14 protein-coding genes are annotated in these 18,148 nt (G+C 35.0%); 10 read left to right on the top strand and 4 right to left on the bottom strand.

All coding sequences use genetic code 11. The annotated features are described in order from the left end of the window. Positions 1 to 52 precede the first annotated feature (52 nt). The 7 genes from CHB81_RS20870 (at position 53) to CHB81_RS20900 (ending at position 7,539) form a co-directional block, all read left to right on the top strand. Positions 53 to 529 carry a methylated-DNA--[protein]-cysteine S-methyltransferase gene (locus CHB81_RS20870; protein ID WP_089353796.1) on the top strand — a complete coding sequence of 159 codons (477 nt, stop codon included), beginning with the start codon at positions 53 to 55 and terminating at the stop codon, positions 527 to 529. 199 nt (positions 530 to 728) lie between these two features. Continuing rightward, positions 729 to 1,442 (top strand): 3'-5' exonuclease, encoded by a 714-nt coding sequence (locus tag CHB81_RS20875; protein WP_089353797.1) that lies wholly within the window; start codon positions 729 to 731, stop codon positions 1,440 to 1,442. Between the two features lie 154 nt (positions 1,443 to 1,596). Continuing rightward, complete coding sequence (locus CHB81_RS20880) at positions 1,597 to 2,670, top strand: winged helix DNA-binding domain-containing protein (protein WP_089353772.1); 1,074 nt, start codon at positions 1,597 to 1,599, stop codon at positions 2,668 to 2,670. Positions 2,671 to 2,782: 112 nt separating this feature from the next. Next, positions 2,783 to 4,222, top strand: a complete 1,440-nt coding sequence (locus CHB81_RS20885) for a nucleoside recognition domain-containing protein (protein ID WP_089353773.1) — start codon at positions 2,783 to 2,785, stop codon at positions 4,220 to 4,222. 239 nt (positions 4,223 to 4,461) lie between these two features. After that, the gene (tnpA, locus tag CHB81_RS20890) at positions 4,462 to 4,923 is read left to right on the top strand and encodes an IS200/IS605 family transposase (RefSeq protein ID WP_089353774.1); all 462 of its coding nucleotides are present in this window, start codon (positions 4,462 to 4,464) and stop codon (positions 4,921 to 4,923) included. 212 nt (positions 4,924 to 5,135) lie between these two features. Next, entirely contained in the window at positions 5,136 to 5,864 is a 729-nt protein-coding gene (locus CHB81_RS20895) for a hypothetical protein (protein WP_089353775.1), read from the top strand. Between the two features lie 70 nt (positions 5,865 to 5,934). Next, positions 5,935 to 7,539 (top strand): fumarate hydratase, encoded by a 1,605-nt coding sequence (locus CHB81_RS20900; protein ID WP_089353776.1) that lies wholly within the window; start codon positions 5,935 to 5,937, stop codon positions 7,537 to 7,539. 140 nt (positions 7,540 to 7,679) lie between these two features. On the opposite strand, the gene CHB81_RS20905 is transcribed toward CHB81_RS20900, so the two are convergent. Both CHB81_RS20905 and dinB read right to left on the bottom strand, forming a co-directional pair. Further along, a complete protein-coding gene (locus CHB81_RS20905) occupies positions 7,680 to 8,177 on the bottom strand; it encodes a PAS domain-containing protein (protein WP_089353777.1) in 498 nt (165 codons plus the stop codon). Positions 8,178 to 8,277: 100 nt separating this feature from the next. Continuing rightward, positions 8,278 to 9,360 (bottom strand): DNA polymerase IV, encoded by a 1,083-nt coding sequence (gene dinB, locus CHB81_RS20910; RefSeq protein ID WP_089353778.1) that lies wholly within the window; start codon positions 9,358 to 9,360, stop codon positions 8,278 to 8,280. A 140-nt stretch (positions 9,361 to 9,500) separates the two neighbouring features. Here dinB and CHB81_RS20915 point away from each other — a divergent pair, with 140 nt between their 5' ends. Both CHB81_RS20915 and CHB81_RS20920 read left to right on the top strand, forming a co-directional pair. Next, positions 9,501 to 10,235: a metallophosphoesterase family protein gene (locus CHB81_RS20915; RefSeq protein WP_089353779.1), complete on the top strand. Its 735-nt coding sequence runs from the start codon at positions 9,501 to 9,503 to the stop codon at positions 10,233 to 10,235. A gap of 52 nt (positions 10,236 to 10,287) precedes the next feature. After that, on the top strand, positions 10,288 to 10,809 hold the full coding sequence (locus CHB81_RS20920; RefSeq protein WP_089353780.1) for a DUF6646 family protein: 522 nt from the start codon (positions 10,288 to 10,290) through the stop codon (positions 10,807 to 10,809). A 155-nt stretch (positions 10,810 to 10,964) separates the two neighbouring features. On the opposite strand, the gene CHB81_RS20925 is transcribed toward CHB81_RS20920, so the two are convergent. Continuing rightward, the gene (locus tag CHB81_RS20925) at positions 10,965 to 11,852 is read right to left on the bottom strand and encodes an S-adenosyl-l-methionine hydroxide adenosyltransferase family protein (RefSeq protein ID WP_089353781.1); all 888 of its coding nucleotides are present in this window, start codon (positions 11,850 to 11,852) and stop codon (positions 10,965 to 10,967) included. A gap of 214 nt (positions 11,853 to 12,066) precedes the next feature. Here CHB81_RS20925 and CHB81_RS20930 point away from each other — a divergent pair, with 214 nt between their 5' ends. Beyond that, complete coding sequence (locus tag CHB81_RS20930) at positions 12,067 to 14,721, top strand: TonB-dependent receptor (protein ID WP_089353782.1); 2,655 nt, start codon at positions 12,067 to 12,069, stop codon at positions 14,719 to 14,721. A gap of 282 nt (positions 14,722 to 15,003) precedes the next feature. Here the strand turns inward: CHB81_RS20930 and CHB81_RS20935 are convergent, their stop codons facing one another. Beyond that, on the bottom strand, positions 15,004 to 17,787 hold the full coding sequence (locus tag CHB81_RS20935) for a M4 family metallopeptidase (protein WP_089353783.1): 2,784 nt from the start codon (positions 17,785 to 17,787) through the stop codon (positions 15,004 to 15,006). Positions 17,788 to 18,148 lie beyond the last annotated feature (361 nt).

The following is an 18,148-nucleotide window of genomic DNA, read 5'->3' on the forward strand; positions in this document are numbered from 1 at the left end:
GCGTATCCTGATGACTATCGGGATTGCATTCTTTGCGATCAAAACTAAAACTATGGAAACAGCTTATATCAATTCGCCTTTAGGAATCACCAAAATCGTTGGAGACGACGATGGCGTTTCTGTAATTTCTGTTTCAGATGTTGGAACAAATGAGATTTCACAGGAGATTCCAGATGTTTTGAAAGAAGCCGTTTTGCAGCTTCAGGAATATTTTGATAAAAAAAGAACCGATTTCAGCTTCAAACTAAACCCAAAAGGCACCGAATTTCAGCAGAAAGTATGGAAATCGCTGTTAGAAATTCCATACGGAAAAACGATAAGCTACATGGACCAGACTAAAAAACTGGGTGATATAAAAGCTATTCGCGCTGTTGCATCAGCAAATGGTAAAAATCCGTTATGGATTGTAGTTCCTTGTCATCGTGTGATTGGCACAAATGGATCTTTAACCGGTTATGCCGGAGGTTTGCCACGCAAAAAATGGCTGCTTGAACATGAGAACCCAACAACACAACAAAGTTTGTTTTAGTTTTTTTGCCACGAATTTCACTAATTAACACAAATTAAAATTAGTTACTAACAAACTAGGAATTAGCGAAAATTGGTGAAATTCGTGGCAAAAGATCCTTGTCTTTAATTTATAAGTTATTTCTTATTTTAAAATGAATTTGTGTACATTTATCTACACAAAGAATTAGTGTTAATTCATGCAATTCGTGGCAAAAATTATGATTGAAAAAATAAACCTCAACAACATTTTGTTTCTGGATATAGAAACCGTTCCTGAAGAAGAGAATTTTAATTCACTTGATGCGGAAATGCAATCGCTTTGGGATCATAAAACGCAATATCAAAGAAAAGACGATTTTACACCGGAAGAATTTTACGATCGTGCCGGAATTTGGGCCGAATTCGGAAAAATCATCTGCATTTCTGTTGGATATTTCACGATTAAAGGCGATGTCAGAAATTTTCGTGTAACATCGTTCTTTGGCGATGAAAAGAAGATTCTTCGTGACTTCAATAATTTACTGAACAATCACTTCAATCAGCCTCAACATCTTTTATGCGGACATAACGCAAAGGAATTTGATATTCCGTTTATCGCCAGAAGAATGATCATTAACCAAATTGCAATTCCGGACAAACTGAATTTATTTGGAAAAAAACCTTGGGAAATTGCACATTTGGATACTTTAGAATTATGGAAGTTTGGCGATTATAAACACTTTACGTCTTTAAAATTACTGACTAAGATTCTCGGAGTTCCATCGCCAAAAGGCGATATCGACGGAAGTCAGGTTGGTCACGTGTATTATGTCGAAAAAGATATCGACCGAATTATAACGTATTGTGAAAAAGATACAATCGCCGTAGCGCAGGTTTTCCTTCGTTTACGTCGGGAAGATTTATTGATTGACGATGAAATTATTCATGTTTAACTAGAGGTACAAAGGTTCACAGGTACTAAGGAACAAAGCTAAAATGAACTTATATCACTTATATGGTTTGATTTTTAGTTGCAAAGGTTCAAAATTACAGAGATACAAAGGTTCATGAACTTATATAACTTATATGGTTTAATTTTTTTAGAAAATGACACATCCGGAAATCTCACATTATAGACTGGCTTCGCAAAAGCTTTATAAAACAACTCCATGTTCACCACAAGAAATTGTACAGCATTTGGGCGCCATGCAAGCACAAGATTATGCGATGGCAAAATGGGCGATTGGTTCTCGTTGTGATTCTTCTGAAAAAGTAATTGAAGAGGCCATAAATTCAGCCAAAATTATTAGAACTCATATTTTAAGACCAACCTGGCATTTTGTTGCTTCCGATGATATTTATTGGATGCTGGATCTTTCGGCACCACAGGTCAAACGATTTACTGCTTCGGCCGGTAAAAAATATGGTTATGATGAAAAGAAATTTAATCAGGTTAATACTAAAATCGAAAAACTACTAACAGGCAATAATCATTTGACACGTGACGAAATCATGCAGGAACTCAACATCAAAAAAAGTTCAAGCGAAGATTTTTTGAGTGCGGCCATTATGATGAATGCCGAATTGGATGGTTTGGTCTGTAATGGAAAAATGAAAGGAAAACAAATCACTTATGCCTTACTTGAAGAAAGAGTTTCTAAACCAAAATCCAAATTAACGAAAGAAGAAGCGCTTTCAAAATTAGCCAAACGATACTTCGAAAGCCACGGCCCTGCTACACTCACTGACTTTTCGTGGTGGTCAGGTTTTCCGCCAACTACATGCAAATTAGCTATTAACGCAATAGAGTTGCAATTGAATTCTATTGAGATTGAAAACCAGAAGTATTGGTTTGGAAATGATATTTCTAAAGATTCTAACTTCCGCGAAAGCGTACATTTTCTTCCCGCTTTTGATGAGATCTTGATTTCGTATAAAACTCGAGAAGCTTCAATTTTATCAGAACATCAATCAAAAGCTTTTACCAATAATGGAATCTTCAAACCGATTATTCTCGAAAACGGAAAAGTAATTGGAATCTGGAAAAGAACCATTAAAAAAGATCACGCTAAAATAGAAACGCAGTTTTTTCATGGAACCGAAAGTCATAAAAAAGCAATTCTGTTTGAAGGGATTAAAGCTTTTGAAAACTATCTCGAGACAAAAATTACTATCGAATAAATCCGTTTTTCGCGAAAACATTCCATTTTCTGATAAATTCTTCGGGTTTCATCGGCAAATTCTTTGTGCATTTTATTGCTAAATAATTACATTTACAAAAAAAAACAGCGCTATGGTATTAAGTAGATTTTGGTTAACTATTTTTATTTCGTCGATTATCTTTGTTATAATCAGCTTGTTTACTGCCAATACTTATACCATTGATTATGTTTTGAATGGAAAAAAAGACGATCCGATTCTGATTTCAGAAAAGTATGCGGAACAACTTCCCGCTTTTATCAAAGACAGCATCAAAAAAGCGCCGGATCAAACGATGATTATCAATCGTGATACGCTTAATCCCGATACAACGTATGTTTATAAAAACAAAACTGTAAAAATTTATAGCGGAGTTCAAAAATCAGATGGTTTATTACCAACCTGTAAAACGACTTTACTGGATTTAATTTTACCATTAATGGCGTATTTAGCCTTTTTCTGTGGATTGATGGAACTTTTAATCATTTCTGGAGTTTCCGGAAAATTAGCCAAAGCCTTGAGTCCGGTTTTTGTAAAAGTGTTTCCTAGTATCCCAAAAAATCATCCTTCAATATCGTATATGACCCTAAACTTTGCCGCTAATTTCTTAGGATTAGATTCTGCTGCAACTCCGTTTGGTCTAAAAGCAATGGAAAGTTTACAAGAAATAAACCCCGATAAAGACAAAGCAAGTGATGCACAAATTATGTTTATGTGTCTTCATGCTTCAGGTTTAACTTTAATCGCAACTTCGATTATTGGATATCGCGCTGCAGCAAATGCAAGTAACCCGGCAGATGTAATGCTTCCGTGTATTATAACTTCGTTTATTGGTACAATTGCAGCTTTTTTAATTGTTGGAATCAAACAAAAAATCAATTTCAAAAGTGCTTCACTTATTATTGCCTTAATGGTATTAATCGCCGCCATTGTTGGTTTGTTGATGTATGTAAACCATTTGGATTTAATTGGAAAAAATTATTTCACTTCTAATCTTTCGGGATTAATATTAATTGGAATTATTGTAGCTACGCTGATTTTCTCCTTCATACACGAAAAGAAATTTACCGATGCAAACACTACCGTTTTTGATGCTTTCGTAGTTGGAGCAAATAATGGAGTTAAAACAGGAGTTACCATTTTTCCTTATGTTTTAGGAATGTTAGTTGCTATTTCGCTATTCAGAAATAGTGGTTTGTTTGAAATCATTAGTGATGGTATTGCTTTTGTTTTCTCCAATATGGGTGTTAACAAACAAATCACCGATGCCTTACCCGTTGCAATGCTTAGACCTTTTAGTTCGGCGGGATCACGAGGATTTTTGATTGACTCGATGAATACTTTTGGAGCAGATTCCTTAACGGGAAGATTGAGTAGTATTTTTCAATGCAGTGCAGAAAGTACTTTTTATGTAATCGCTGTTTACTTTGGTTCTGTTAATATTAAAAATACACGATACGCTTTAGGCACAATGCTTTTGGTGGATGTCATTTGTGTAATTACAGCGATTTTTGTGGCGACGTGGTTTTTTTAAAAATATGATTGATATGCGTTACGTAAAACCGGATTTCAATCCGGCCATTATATTGTTAAACTGGACTGAAGTCCAGCCCTACAATATATATTGAGCCTATGGCTCTTTTTAAGTTCCGGAGGAACGATTTATATTGTAAGGCCGGACTTCAGTCCGGTTTGGAATATATGAGTTAATAATTATTTTGTAAGAATATTTTGTATTATTGTAAGAATTTAAATCGTTTCAATAAATATAAAATGTCAAATACATATCATCAAGTTTACATTCAGGCCGTTTTTGCTGTAAAATATAGAGGAGCACTTATTAATAATGAATGCAAATCTAAAATACTAAGTGTAATTGGAAATTTAATAAATGAAACAGGTTGTAAAACCATCATAGTAAACGGAACAGAAGATCATGTTCATTGTCTTTTAGGCCTTAAACCGACCATTTCTATTTCAGAATTAATGAGAATTGTAAAAGGAAAGTCTTCTAGATTTATAAATGATCATCAATTGACAAAATGCAAATTTGAATGGCAGGAAGGTTACGGCGTTTTCTCTTATAGCAAATCTCATATTGATGCCGTATATAAATACATTGCAAATCAAGAGGCGCACCATAAAAAACAAAATTTCAAAGATGAATATTCCTCTTTTTTAAATAAATACAATGTTGATTTTGATAAAAGATGTGTTTTTGAAAATTTAATATAACCAATCTTTACATAAACTGGACTAAAGTCCAGCCCTACAATATAAATCGTAGCCGATGGCTTCTTTTTTTGAAGTTGAGGAAAAACATATTGTTTCTTAGATCAAATACAACACACGCTAAAAGCCAATTTTTCAAAGTTCCGAAGGAACAAATTATTTTGTAGAGCTGGACTTCAGTCCAGTTTAAATTAGGAAAATAAATACCACCCAAAATGAAAACACAAGCCCTTTTTATCTTATTTGTTTTAATTAGTTGTCAAAAACCAAAGTCAGTAGATCAGGCAATCGCCACAACCCCGAAACCGAAAACAGAAGCGATTGCACCAAAAGATAATTTCTTAAAAACAGATACAATTTCTATTGCTGATTATGGCGAAACATCAGAGGAAAATTATATTCTGGCCCACCTTGTAGATCAGAAAGCGGATAAAGACAGTATTGTGACGGCAAAATATCAGCTTGATTTTTATCAGAATAAAACCAAAACAACTACTTCAAAAATTACTATTAAAGGAATTGATAAAGGATCAGAATGGTCGGCTTTGTATGGATTAGGAACACAAAATGCCAAAAATTCTCCTTTTATACAAATTAGTTTTGGATATCCTGCTTGCGGTTATAATCAAAACCATTATTTATATTATTTAAAAAACAGTGATATACAATTGGTTTATGATTGGTATACGATGTCTGATAGCGGTTGGGGAAGTTGGGTAGAATTTGAAAATCCTGATGGAAAAGCAAATCCTGAATCATTCTACTGCAAAACAGTTTCTTTTGAGCCTGATGATAATGATGAAAACATGGGAACCGCTACACATTCAGATTCAATTGTTTTTCGCTTAAGCGGAAATAGATACAAAAAGCAGCTTCTTTCGGCAAAAGACAAGACCTATTTCGAGAAAAAAATGAGTTTTGATGCCTTTCACAATCAAAAATAAACACTTAAAACTGTCCTTATTCAAATTCTTTCTTCGGTAAATAATTTCTAACTTTGTAAAAAACAAAGCAATGATTGATTTTATATACCAAGACCCTTATCCTATTTTAAAGGATGATACGCAATACCGCAAAATTACTTCTGATTTTGTAAAAGTAGAGCAATTTGGAGAACGCGAAGTTTTGACCGTTGATCCAAAAGGACTAGAATTATTGGCCGAAGAAGCCTTAACAGATGTTTCGTTCATGCTAAGAACGACACATTTACAAAAACTACGTAACATCCTTGACGATCCAGAAGCAACGGACAATGACCGTTTTGTTGCTTATAATTTACTTCAAAATGCATCTGTTGCTGCCGAAGGTCAGCTACCAAGCTGTCAGGACACCGGAACTGCGATTGTTATGGCAAAAAAAGGAGAAAGCATCTTTACAGGTGTTGATGATGCTGAATGGTTGAGCAGAGGAATTTTCAACACGTATCAAAAACGTAATTTACGTTACTCACAGATTGTTCCGATTTCGATGTTTGAAGAAAAGAATTCGGGTTCGAATCTTCCGGCGCAAATTGATATTTATGCTAAAAAAGGAACTTCTTATGAGTTTTTATTCATGGCAAAAGGCGGTGGATCTGCAAATAAAACATACTTATACCAACAAACAAAGTCTTTATTGAATGAAAAATCTATGGATGCTTTCGTTCGAGCAAAAATCAAAGATTTAGGAACTTCGGCTTGTCCACCATATCATTTAGCTTTAGTAATTGGAGGAACTTCTGCGGAAGCAAATCTAAGTGCAGTTAAAAAAGCTTCTGCAGGATATTACGACCACTTACCTACTTCTGGAAATATGGCTGGTCAGGCTTTTCGTGATATAGAATGGGAAACAAAAGTTCAGAAAATCTGTCAGGAAAGTGCGATTGGTGCTCAATTTGGAGGAAAATATTTCACGCATGACGTTCGTGTAATTCGTTTGCCGCGTCACGCAGCTTCTTGTCCAGTTGGATTAGGCGTTTCGTGTTCTGCTGATAGAAATATCAAAGGAAAAATTACTAAAGACGGAATCTTCGTTGAACAATTAGAAGTAAACCCAAAACAATTTTTACCGGAAACAGCGCCACATTTAGAAGCTCCTGTAGAAATTGATCTGAATATGCCAATGGCTGATATTTTGGCTAAATTGAGTCAATATCCCATTAAAACTCGCTTGAAATTAAATGGAACTGTAATTGTTGCCCGTGATATTGCTCACGCAAAAATCATGGAACTATTGGAAGCCGGAAAACCAATGCCGGAATATTTTAAAAATCATCCAGTGTATTACGCTGGACCAGCAAAAACTCCGGAAGGAATGGCTTCTGGAAGTTTTGGACCAACAACCGCAGGACGTATGGACGTTTATGTTGATGAATTCCAGAAACATGGCGGTAGTATGATTATGCTTGCAAAAGGAAACCGTACGAAACAAGTTACAGATGCTTGTCATAAATATGGCGGATTCTACCTAGGTTCTATTGGTGGTCCTGCTGCAATTTTGGCTCAGGATAATATCCTAAAAGTTGAAGTTGTCGATTTTGAAGAATTAGGAATGGAAGCGGTTCGTAAAATTACCGTTAAAGACTTCCCTGCTTTTATCATCACAGATGATAAAGGAAATGATTTCTTTGAAAATCTTTAATTCTTAGGTTCTGAGGTACTAAGTTACTGAGGTTCTAAGTTTTTTTAAATATAAAAACCGCCCAAAAGGCGGTTTTGTTTTTTTTTTATACTTTGTGCACTTTGTGTAAATCCTAGCGTACTTTGCGGTTAAATTTAAAACTATGCGCTTAAATCTTTTTCGAAAGCTATAAAATGTGTCAATTTTCCTTTTACATTGAAAACTGGTGAAGCATTAATTTTACATTTATACATTCGGCCATCTTTTTTATAGTTCTGAATTGTTTTTTCAAACGGAATCTGCAATTTAATTGCTTCTCTCATTTCTTCTACAGCAATTTTACAAGTCATTGGTCCCTGAAAGATTTTTGGTGTTTTTCCAAGAACTTCCTCTTCTTTATAACCTGTCATTCTTTTAATCCTATTTGACGCAAAAATAATTTTCAGGTCCAAATCTGTGACTAACACAACTTCGTCCTGAATTCTGTCTTTAATATCAATATTAACGTCATTCCAGGCAAATTGATCCGAAATCTTTTTTACTTTCTTCAAATCAGTCAAAGCAGCCTTCAATTCTCTTAAATATTCACAATGAAATTCCCATGTCATAATTGGCAGTGAATTTCGATTAGAAGCTTCTTCAAATTTATTGGCTTTCATTATAAATGATTGATGTTAATATAACGTCTCTCTCAAAGATAGAAAGAAAATTCGTCACAAAAGCATAAAATTTTATAATTTTAATAATACATTAATCAAATCAGAAGGCAAATTTAAGCTGTACCACAACAGCTTTCTTTTCTTCGGTATTAAGATTACTCAAAGAAATTCCGAGCAATCGGACCGAGTCTCTCATACGTTCCTGATACAGTAATTCTTCTACTGTTTCGAAAATCAGACTTTTATCTGAAATAAAATAAGGCAATGTTTTGCTTCTGGTTTGTTGGGTAAAGTCGCTGTATTTAATCTTAAGCGTTACCGTCTTTCCAGATATATTATGCTTTTTTAATCGTTTTTCTAATGAAATAGCAATTCTGTCCAGTTGTTCCAACATAAAAATTTCCGAAGATAAATTCACGTCAAAAGTATGTTCCGCCGCAACAGATTTGGTAATACGATCCGATTTTACTTCGCTATTATGAATTCCGCGAACTACTTTATAATAAAACGCCCCGGATTTCCCGAAATGCTTCTCCAGAAATTCCTCCGTTTTACTTTTAAGATCTGTTCCCGTAAAAATCCCTAATTGGTACATTTTCTCCGTCGTTACTTTTCCAACTCCATAAAACTTTCTAATAGGTAATTCTTCTAAAAAAGCTTCAACTTCATCCGGATTTACCGTTTTTTGTCCATTTGGTTTGTTGACATCACTGGCAATTTTAGCTACGAATTTATTAATCGAAATTCCCGCTGAAGCTGATAATCCAACTTCATTCAAAATTCGCATTCTGATTTCCTGTGCCAATAAACTCGCGCTTGGATTTCCTTTTTTATTTTGTGTTACATCAAGATAAGCCTCGTCAAGCGAAAGTGGCTCAACCAAATCTGTATAATCGTGAAAGATTTCATGAATTTTATTCGAAATCTCTTTATACCGATCAAATCTTGGACGGACAAAAATGATTTCAGGACAATACTTTTTTGCCAAAACTCCACTTATGGCACTTCGGACACCAAATTTTCGGGCTTCGTAACTTGCCGCCGAAACTACTCCTCTATTCTCTGAACCACCAACAGCAACGGGTTTTCCACGTAAAGCCGGATTATCCATCTGCTCTACCGAAGCATAAAAAGCATCCATGTCAATATGGATAATTTTTCGATATGTAGGTGCATCTGACATTATGCAAATTTAAACAGTAAAAGCAATAAAAAGAACGTCGCTATAGTTATAAATCGTATCAATTTTTAAAGATTCTCAACTTAATGATCTTAAACAAATCATTTTCTTTATTTTTGTACTTCTACACGAAATAAAATAAAATGCGAACATTTGTTATAGGCGACATACATGGTGGATTACGCGCACTTGAGCAAGTGATGAAAAGAGCCGAAATTACGACTGAAGATACTCTCATATTTTTAGGTGATTATGTGGATGGATGGAGCCAGTCGCCACAAGTAATTGACTACCTAATTGACTTAAAAAGCAAGCAGAACTGTATTTGCATTAAAGGAAATCACGATGATCTATTGTTGTCGTGGTTTAGAAACGAAACCGAAGAAATTGACGAAACTTCGTGGTACAAACATGGTGGTGAAGCAACGGTATTGGCATACCAAAAAGTAAGCGAAGAAACAATCAAAATTCATATTGCGTTTTTAGAATCACTGGAAGATTATTATCTGGACGAAGAAAATCGTTTATATATTCATGCCGGCTTTACAAACGTTAATGGTATCACTTATGAATATTTCCCAAAATTATTCTTCTGGGACAGAACGCTATGGGAAACTGCACTTTCATTAGATCCAAATCTAAAAGAGGGCGACATGTTTTATCCTAAACGCTTTACCTTATACAAAGAAATCTTTATTGGTCACACCCCTGTAACCCGAATTGGCGAAACTGTTCCGGTACAAAAAGCCAATGTTTGGAATGTAGATACTGGTGCCGCCTTTAGAGGTCCGCTCACAATATTGAATGTCGAAACCAAAGAATTCTGGCAAAGCGAACCGTTAAATGAATTGTATTTTGACGAAAAAGGTAGGAATTAATCTATAAAAAACTATTTTTGCACTTTAAAAAAAATAATTAATATTTAAGTTTATGAAAAAGATCATCACACTTTTGTTTTTAGCATCATTTGGATTTGTACAAGCACAACAGGCCTTTAAAGGAAAAGGAGATATTAAAGTTAACGTAGGCGCTAACCTTCAAGACGGTGGTTCAGGAATTCAGGGATCAGTGGATTTTGGTTTAGGAGAAAATTTCTCTTTTGGTTTTGTTACTAATTATTTATTAGGCGTTGATAATTTTAATGGTTTCTATCACGATAATTCTTATAATGATTACAAACCTGATTTCAGTGATCGTTTTGATGCTAAAGCAAGAATTAATGCTAATTTAAGCAGCGTTATTGGTGTTGACCAATTAGACGTTTATCCAGGTTTAAGTTTAGGATTACATAATTTTGGTGGTCACGTTGGTGGTCGTTATTTCTTTACTGACGGATTTGGTGTTTTCACAGAAATTGGATTCCCAATCGCAAAATATGGTAATAATGATGGTGTATTCGATCATTTAAATAATCAAACTACTTTTAGTTTAGGAGCTTCTTTTAATTTATAAGAGTTATTTAACCGTAAAGAACACAATCCCGATAGCTATCGGGATACGCAAAGTTCGCGATGTATTTCTTGCAAAATCGCAGAGACGCAAAGCACTATAAATAATAAAAACCGCCTGATTGGGCGGTTTTTTTATTTTCTATACACAGAGAAAAACTACTTGCTTAACAAAATACTCCAATTTGCTCCGCTGTAAACTTTATACTTTTCAGAGAAACTTCCCTGATTTACTGCCAATGAAAAATTCAAAAGGCTGTTAAAGTAGCAAACATCAGTACCAACCGGAACTTCTCCAAAAGTGTGTACAAATTTTAATTTTCCGTCATATACTTTTTTGGCTCCATTGAAAATTTGGATTTTAACCACATCTCCCGCTTTCAAATCTAGATTAGCGAATGTCTTTTTGTCAACGTTTGTCCAGACATTTCCGTATTGAATGTCTAAAATTGGAATTCCACCTTTGATGATTCCTTTTTCGAAAACCGGTTTTTGGTATTCAATTTTCACTACTTCATTTGGCAATTTTGGCCCAACTTCTTCAAAAGTAATTGTTTTTGACGCTAAACGAGCTCCTGTAAAAGCATAAACATCACGACCGTGAAACGTATAAGATTCATTTGAATTCTGGCGACGGTTTTTTACTTCATCAATTTCACGAACTTCCTGAATCCCTAATTGTTCTGCGATTAAAGTTAAAGTTCCATTATCCGGAGTCACAAAATAATGTCCAGATTTAGTCAATAAAACAACTGAATGTCTTGAAGTTCCAACTCCCGGATCACAAACCGAAACAAAAACAGTTCCCGCAGGATAGTATTGAGCCGTTTGCGACAAACGGTATGCTGCTTCCCAAATATTAAATGCCGGGATTTCATGTGTTACATCAAATATTTTCAAATCGGTTGAAACTCCCATCGCAACTCCTTTCATAGCAGATACTGCCCCATCTTTCAAACCAAAATCTGATTGAAAAACCAATACGTTATTTTGCGAAAATCCATTGAATGTAATAGCACACAAAAAAAGTAATAATCGTAATTTCATTTTTTATCTTTTTAAATTTTACGCAAAGATATTTCATTAAACTTAAAAATTGACACCATGAACTTAGAAAAAACAAGATTTTATAAATCGATTTTGATTATTTACAATTACATTTGCATTTTATTCTTAAACCCATCTAATTAGTAGACAAATACCTCTTTTCACTATTTAGATCGAAGAATATTATAATATCATCCAAAACCAAATTTTATCAATGAGAAAAAAACTAAAAATCGTAATAACAGCAATTATTACTTTGTCAAGTACTTTGTTTTATGCACAAAACCACGAAATAAAAGGAACAATTACAAATGAAAGCGGGAATCCGTTAGAGTTTGCTACCGTTCTTATCAAGGGAACTCAGATTAATGCTATTAGTAATGCTTTAGGGAAATTTACTTTAAATTCTACAACAAATAACCCTACACTTGTCATATCGCTATTTGGCTATCAAACAAAAGAAGTCGTGGCAAAAGATCATTTTGTAGATATTCAATTGGCTCTGGAAAACAATAGTCTTGACGAAATTGTGGTTGTTGGAAGCAGAAATCCCAAGAAAAGTAAACTTGAAACTGCTGTTCCTGTTGATGTGGTAAACTTGGCAAAAATCAGAAATATAACGCCGCAGACTACGACAAATGATATCTTAACATATATGATTCCGTCTTTTAACTCCAACAGGCAATCTTCATCTGACGGAACAGAACATATCGATCCGGCTTCTTTGAGAGGTTTAGGTCCTGATCAGGTTTTGGTTTTGGTAAATGGAAAAAGAAGACATACAACGTCATTGGTAAATTATCAAAATACAGTTGGAAACGGTTCTGTTGGTACAGATTTAAGTGCAATTCCGGCTTCGTCGATCAAACGAATTGAGGTTTTGCGCGATGGTGCAGCAGCACAATATGGTTCTGATGCGATTGCGGGTGTAATCAATTTGGTTTTAAAAGACAATGCAGGTCTTGAAGTAAATGCAACTTATGGTTCAACATCCCGAGATGATGGGCAAACTACAAATGTGAACTTAAACTATGGGGCAAAAATTGGCAACAAAGGCGGTTTCATCAACTTAACAGGTGAATTCAATAACCGTGAAAAGACCAATCGTTCACAAAATAACAACCTGATTATCTTTGATCAGTCTGCAGAAGGCAATTTCTTTGCTTATGATTTTGCCGATAATCCGGCGCAATCCCGTCAAATTGATGATAATTTATTAGCACAAAACGGATTAAAACGTGACGATTTCAATTTTCAAATTGGAGATGCTAAAATCAAAAACATTCAGGGATTCTTTAATACTTCTATTCCATTAAACGACCAAATTGAGTTTTATGCATTTGGAGGTGTGAGCCACAGAAACGGAACCGGTTACGGTTTTAGACGTTTACCAAGCGAAACGGAGAATGTTGTAGCTTCTATTTTTCCTTTTGGATTTCAACCGGAACTAAATTCTGTTGTGACAGATCTTTCTTCTTCTGTTGGTTTTAAATTTAAGTTTGGCGAATGGAAACTGGATGTGAGTAATACTATCGGAGAAAACAAATTTATCTATGAAGTTTCAAACACAAACAATGTTTCTTTAGGCGATAATAGCCCAACCGATTTCAAGGCCGGAAATCACTCTTTCCTGCAAAACACAGTAAATGCTGATATTTCAAGATTATACAAAGATGTTTTTAATGGTTTGAATGTTGCTTTTGGAGGTGAATATCGCTTCGAAAAATACAAAATTGTTCCTGGTGAAGAAGCTTCTTATGTTGACGGCGGAGCACAATCGTTTCCAGGATTTTCTCCTTTGAATGCTGTAAATGAAAACAGAAATAGTGTTGGCGTTTATGCAGATGTTGAAGCTGATGTTACGGAGAAATTATTAATTGGAGTTGCCGGTCGTTACGAGGATTTCACTGATTTTGGAAACACCATTAACGGAAAATTATCTTTGAGATATAAAATCTTAGACAACCTTTTTGTTCGTGGAGCAATTAGCACAGGTTTTAGAGCACCTTCATTACACCAGCAATTCTTCAATAATATTGCAACCGATGTTGTTGACGGGCAACTTTTAAATTCTGGTATTTTTAGAAATGACAGTCAAGTAGCAAAAGAACTTGGAATTCCAAAATTAAAAGAGGAAACTTCCAGAAACTACAGTTTTGGTATTGTTTATTCTCCAACGAAAAAACTACATATTACAGCTGATTACTATCATATTAGAATTGACAATAGAATTATCCTAACCGGAAATTTAGGAAATGATGCTTATGGAGAACCCGTTCCGGCGCTTCGTGATTTATTTGCTCAATACGGTGCTCAAACGGGTCGTTTCTTTACTAATGCGATCAATACTACTACAAATGGTATTGATGTTGTTATTGATTATGATATGAACGTTGGTCAGGGAAAAATGAATCTGTCATTATTGTATAATTACAACGACAACAAGGTTGATGATCAATTGAATAATATTCCGCCATTGTTTATTGGTCAGGAAGATGTTTATTATGGTCCTCAGGAAAGAAGTCTAATCGAAACAAATACTCCTAAACACAAAGGAACTTTTGCTGTAAACTATAGTTTGACAAAATGGAATTTCTTATTGAGAAATACTTATTTTGGAGAAGTAATTCGTGATGGTTTCCCTTTTGGAGGAATCCAGAAACACAACGGAAAAGTGGTTACAGATTTGACTGTTGCATACAAAATAACTCCAAAAATTCAGATTGCTTTGGGAGCAAACAACTTATTTGACATTTTCCCGGACAAACAAATTTATGAAAACAGTTATTACGGAGTGTTTAAATATGCGCCGGTGCAAATGGGAACTACAGGGGCTTATTATTTTGGTCGTATGAGTTTTAGTTTGTAGAAATTTAACCGCAAAGTGCACAAAGTTTTTCGCAGAGTTCATTTTAAACCATATAAGTTATATAAGTAAATTTAAGTTTTTTGGTTAAACGATTGTCATCCTGAGCGAAGTCGAAGGCTTATGAAACGTGACAGGCTTCGACTCCGCTCAGCCAGACAACTAGAACTTCTCGTAAATCTTCACAAAAAAAGCCTCGCATATTGCGAGGCTTTTCATTTTACTAATTCAATTTAAGATTTCAGTTCTGGTTTTCAAGATCAAACTGAAAACTGCAACTGAAAACTATTTCTTCACGAATTTCTTCACGATTTTTTTGTCGCCTTTAGTTAATTCGATGATATAAATTCCGGTGCTCAAATTGCTTACATCAACAAGATTTCCAGAAAGTTGGCCTACGCAAAGTTGCTGACCTAAGGTGTTTATAATTCTAAACGAATATCCATCACTGTTTGCAAATGAAACGTTCAATTCGCCTTCAACCGGATTTGGATACAAAGCAAAACTTGAAGTTTCAACTGTTTCAACTAATCCTGCAGTGATTTCCGGAGTTGTAATTCCTCCTGAAGCAGCTATGTTAATAGAATAATCTTCTACTTGTCCGTAAGAGAAAGTCTCACAAGATGTTGGGATTCCGTTGTATTTCATAGAAACTCTAACTCTGGTAGTTCCAAGAGCTGCCGTTGCCGGAATTGTGATTGTTCCTGTTACCGGAGTTGTTGTAGATGCAGATTTTGTCCAAACTGTTTCGCCTGAATCTGCAAAATCGCCATCTTGGTTATAGTCAATAAAAACAGCATATCCTTCGCTATAAACAGATGAAGTCCATGTTGGTGTAATTGTTATCGTATAAGCAGTTCCTCTTGTTGCATTTGTAGAAGTAGCCGTAAAATCTTCATACCCGGTTGTTGCTGTAGAAGTTTTACTAATTGTTCCAAAAACAACTTTCCCAATTCTTTCATCCGTTGCGCTATTCCCTTTCGAAGTACAATACGTTACTGAAGCAGCAGTTGTAGTAACATTTACAGCATTACTCTCTGTTGAAACATTTCCTGCAGCATCTTTAGCTTTTACAGTAAAAGTATAAGCGGTTAAAGCTGTTAATCCAGTTACAGTATAACTCGTTGTTGTAGAAGAACCTTTGAGAGTTGTTCCTTGATAAATATCATATCCTGTTACGGCTACATTATCTGTAGATGCTGTCCATGTTAAATTAGTTGTTGTTCCCGTTGTTCCCGCAGCAGCAAGATTAGTTGGAGCGCTTGGAGCAACTGTATCTGTCGATCCTGAATATGCAGCACCAATACCTACAGCGTAAAATGCATTTGTTGTTGCAATAACTTCGGCAGAACCTGCCCCATACAAGTCAATAGCTGATTGTATTCCAGAAGTTCTTGCATTTGCATAAGTAGAGTTAGATGTTAAATACACATCTTCTAAACGAAAAGCAATCAGTGCTGCCTTATCAATCGTGATTCCGGTTACGTTGTAAGCGTTTCCAATATCATTTGTTCCTGTTTTACCTACAGACAAGATATAAAACCAGTGATTTAATACACCTGAGTTGGTATGAACTCCACATTGGTCATTATTATTTGTTGGTGTACAATTTACATTAACCCAATAAGTTCCGCCGTAAGTATCCGGTTGTCCTTCAGAATTTGGATCGCTCATCGAACGCAAAGCAAGATGTCCGCTTCTTCTTTCGATATCTTCACCTACTAACCAAGTCGATTTTGTTGGTGCAGCACGATATTCAATACAAGCGCCCCAAATATCAGAGAAAGCTTCGTTCATCGCTCCGGACTCTTTTTGATAAGCCAAATTTGCAGTATAAGTACAAACAGCATGACCAATTTCGTGCCCTGCAACATCCATTGCTGTTAAGATATCAAACCCTCCAGTTCCGGTTCCATCGCCATAAGTCATAACACTTCCGTTCCAGAATGCATTATTATTATCCGGATATCCTGCCGCAACTAAATTATAGTGAACATAACTTTTGATTTTTGCTCCGGCATTGTCATAACTATTTCTTCCGTGTACGGCTGACCAATAATCATACGTCATTTCGGCTCCCCAATGTGCATCAAGTGCTCCATTGTCTTTGTTGGTATTATTATACTCGGCCGCTGTCCAGTTATTATCAGCATCAGTAAAATTTGTTGTTGGATAAGTTGCTGTTTTTGCAGAGTTGTAAGTCTGAACTCCGTTTCCACGGGTACCATCAGATAAAATATACGAAGATCCGCTTAATGTTGTCTGAATAGTTTGAGTTCCGCTATAACGCGTCGCTGCATTTGCGGCAACAATTGCTACTTTTGAAGTTGGAGCATTGTTTTGCACTTTGGCTGCAGCCGAAATTAATCTGCCATGACTATTTTCGTTAAGATGTTTTATTGTTGCATTATAAAACAGCGCTTCTCCTGTTTGTGCATCGATATAAAGATCACCACGACTCAACGGTTTTGTAGCGTATATATCAAACTTATAGGCTAAACGTACTTTATCACTTTTTCTTTCTTTTCCTTGTTCGTCCATTGCAGGAAGCAAAACAAGTTCTCCTTTTGGTTTTTGGTAATCCATTGCGGCAGCATCTGCAGGAGTCTCCCATAAATACTGTTTTGCTCCTATATGAGCAACTGCTCTGTCAAAAGCGGCCTGACTTGATAATTTAGGAGCTGTTTTAGCATTTTCGATAGCATAAAACTCTCCATTCATCGAAACTACTTTTCCGCCTTTGGAATGTATGGTGTAATTGGCAAATTCAACTTTGACTCCTTGTTCATACAATTGAAACTTTTCATGCGTAAAACCTTCTTTGTCTGATTCTTTTTTAATCTTCGAAAAAGACTGATTTGCTTTTAAACCCAATTGTTCTTTAAAAACAGTATTATAATCTGTTTCCTTGTAAGTGGATTTTTCACTAAATGTGATTAAACTCGGCTGGCCATTTTCCGAGATACTTTTTTGAGCTACTCTTTTGTCGGTAGTCTGTGCAAATCCGGATAGCGAAAATGTAAGAATAACAACGGTTCCTGCCATAATTTTTGGTAGTTTTCTTTCCATAATAAATGTGGTATTTAAGTTTGGTTAAATGGTTTATAAATAAAATATTTAATGTAAGTAAATACTTTATTTTGGGATAAAAGTATTTTATTTATGTTAGATAATCGATTAAATTTACCTTTAATCGATAAAATGCAACATTTTTTACTTAAAATTCACATTTATTTAACAAACTGTGAGGATTTCACAAAAAGAAGGGTCAAAAATTAATCATTCCATTGATTTATACGATATTAAATAGTAAAAAACTGCTGAGATGCCAATTTTACTGGAAAAAAGAGTTTTCTAAATTCTTAAATTATTCTTACAAAAAAAGGCTAGCCTTTTAAGAGCCAGCCTTCATAGATTTCAAAACTAAAAA

It is taken from the genome of Flavobacterium sp. ov086 (assembly GCF_900187965.1).
Lineage (GTDB): Bacteria > Bacteroidota > Bacteroidia > Flavobacteriales > Flavobacteriaceae > Flavobacterium.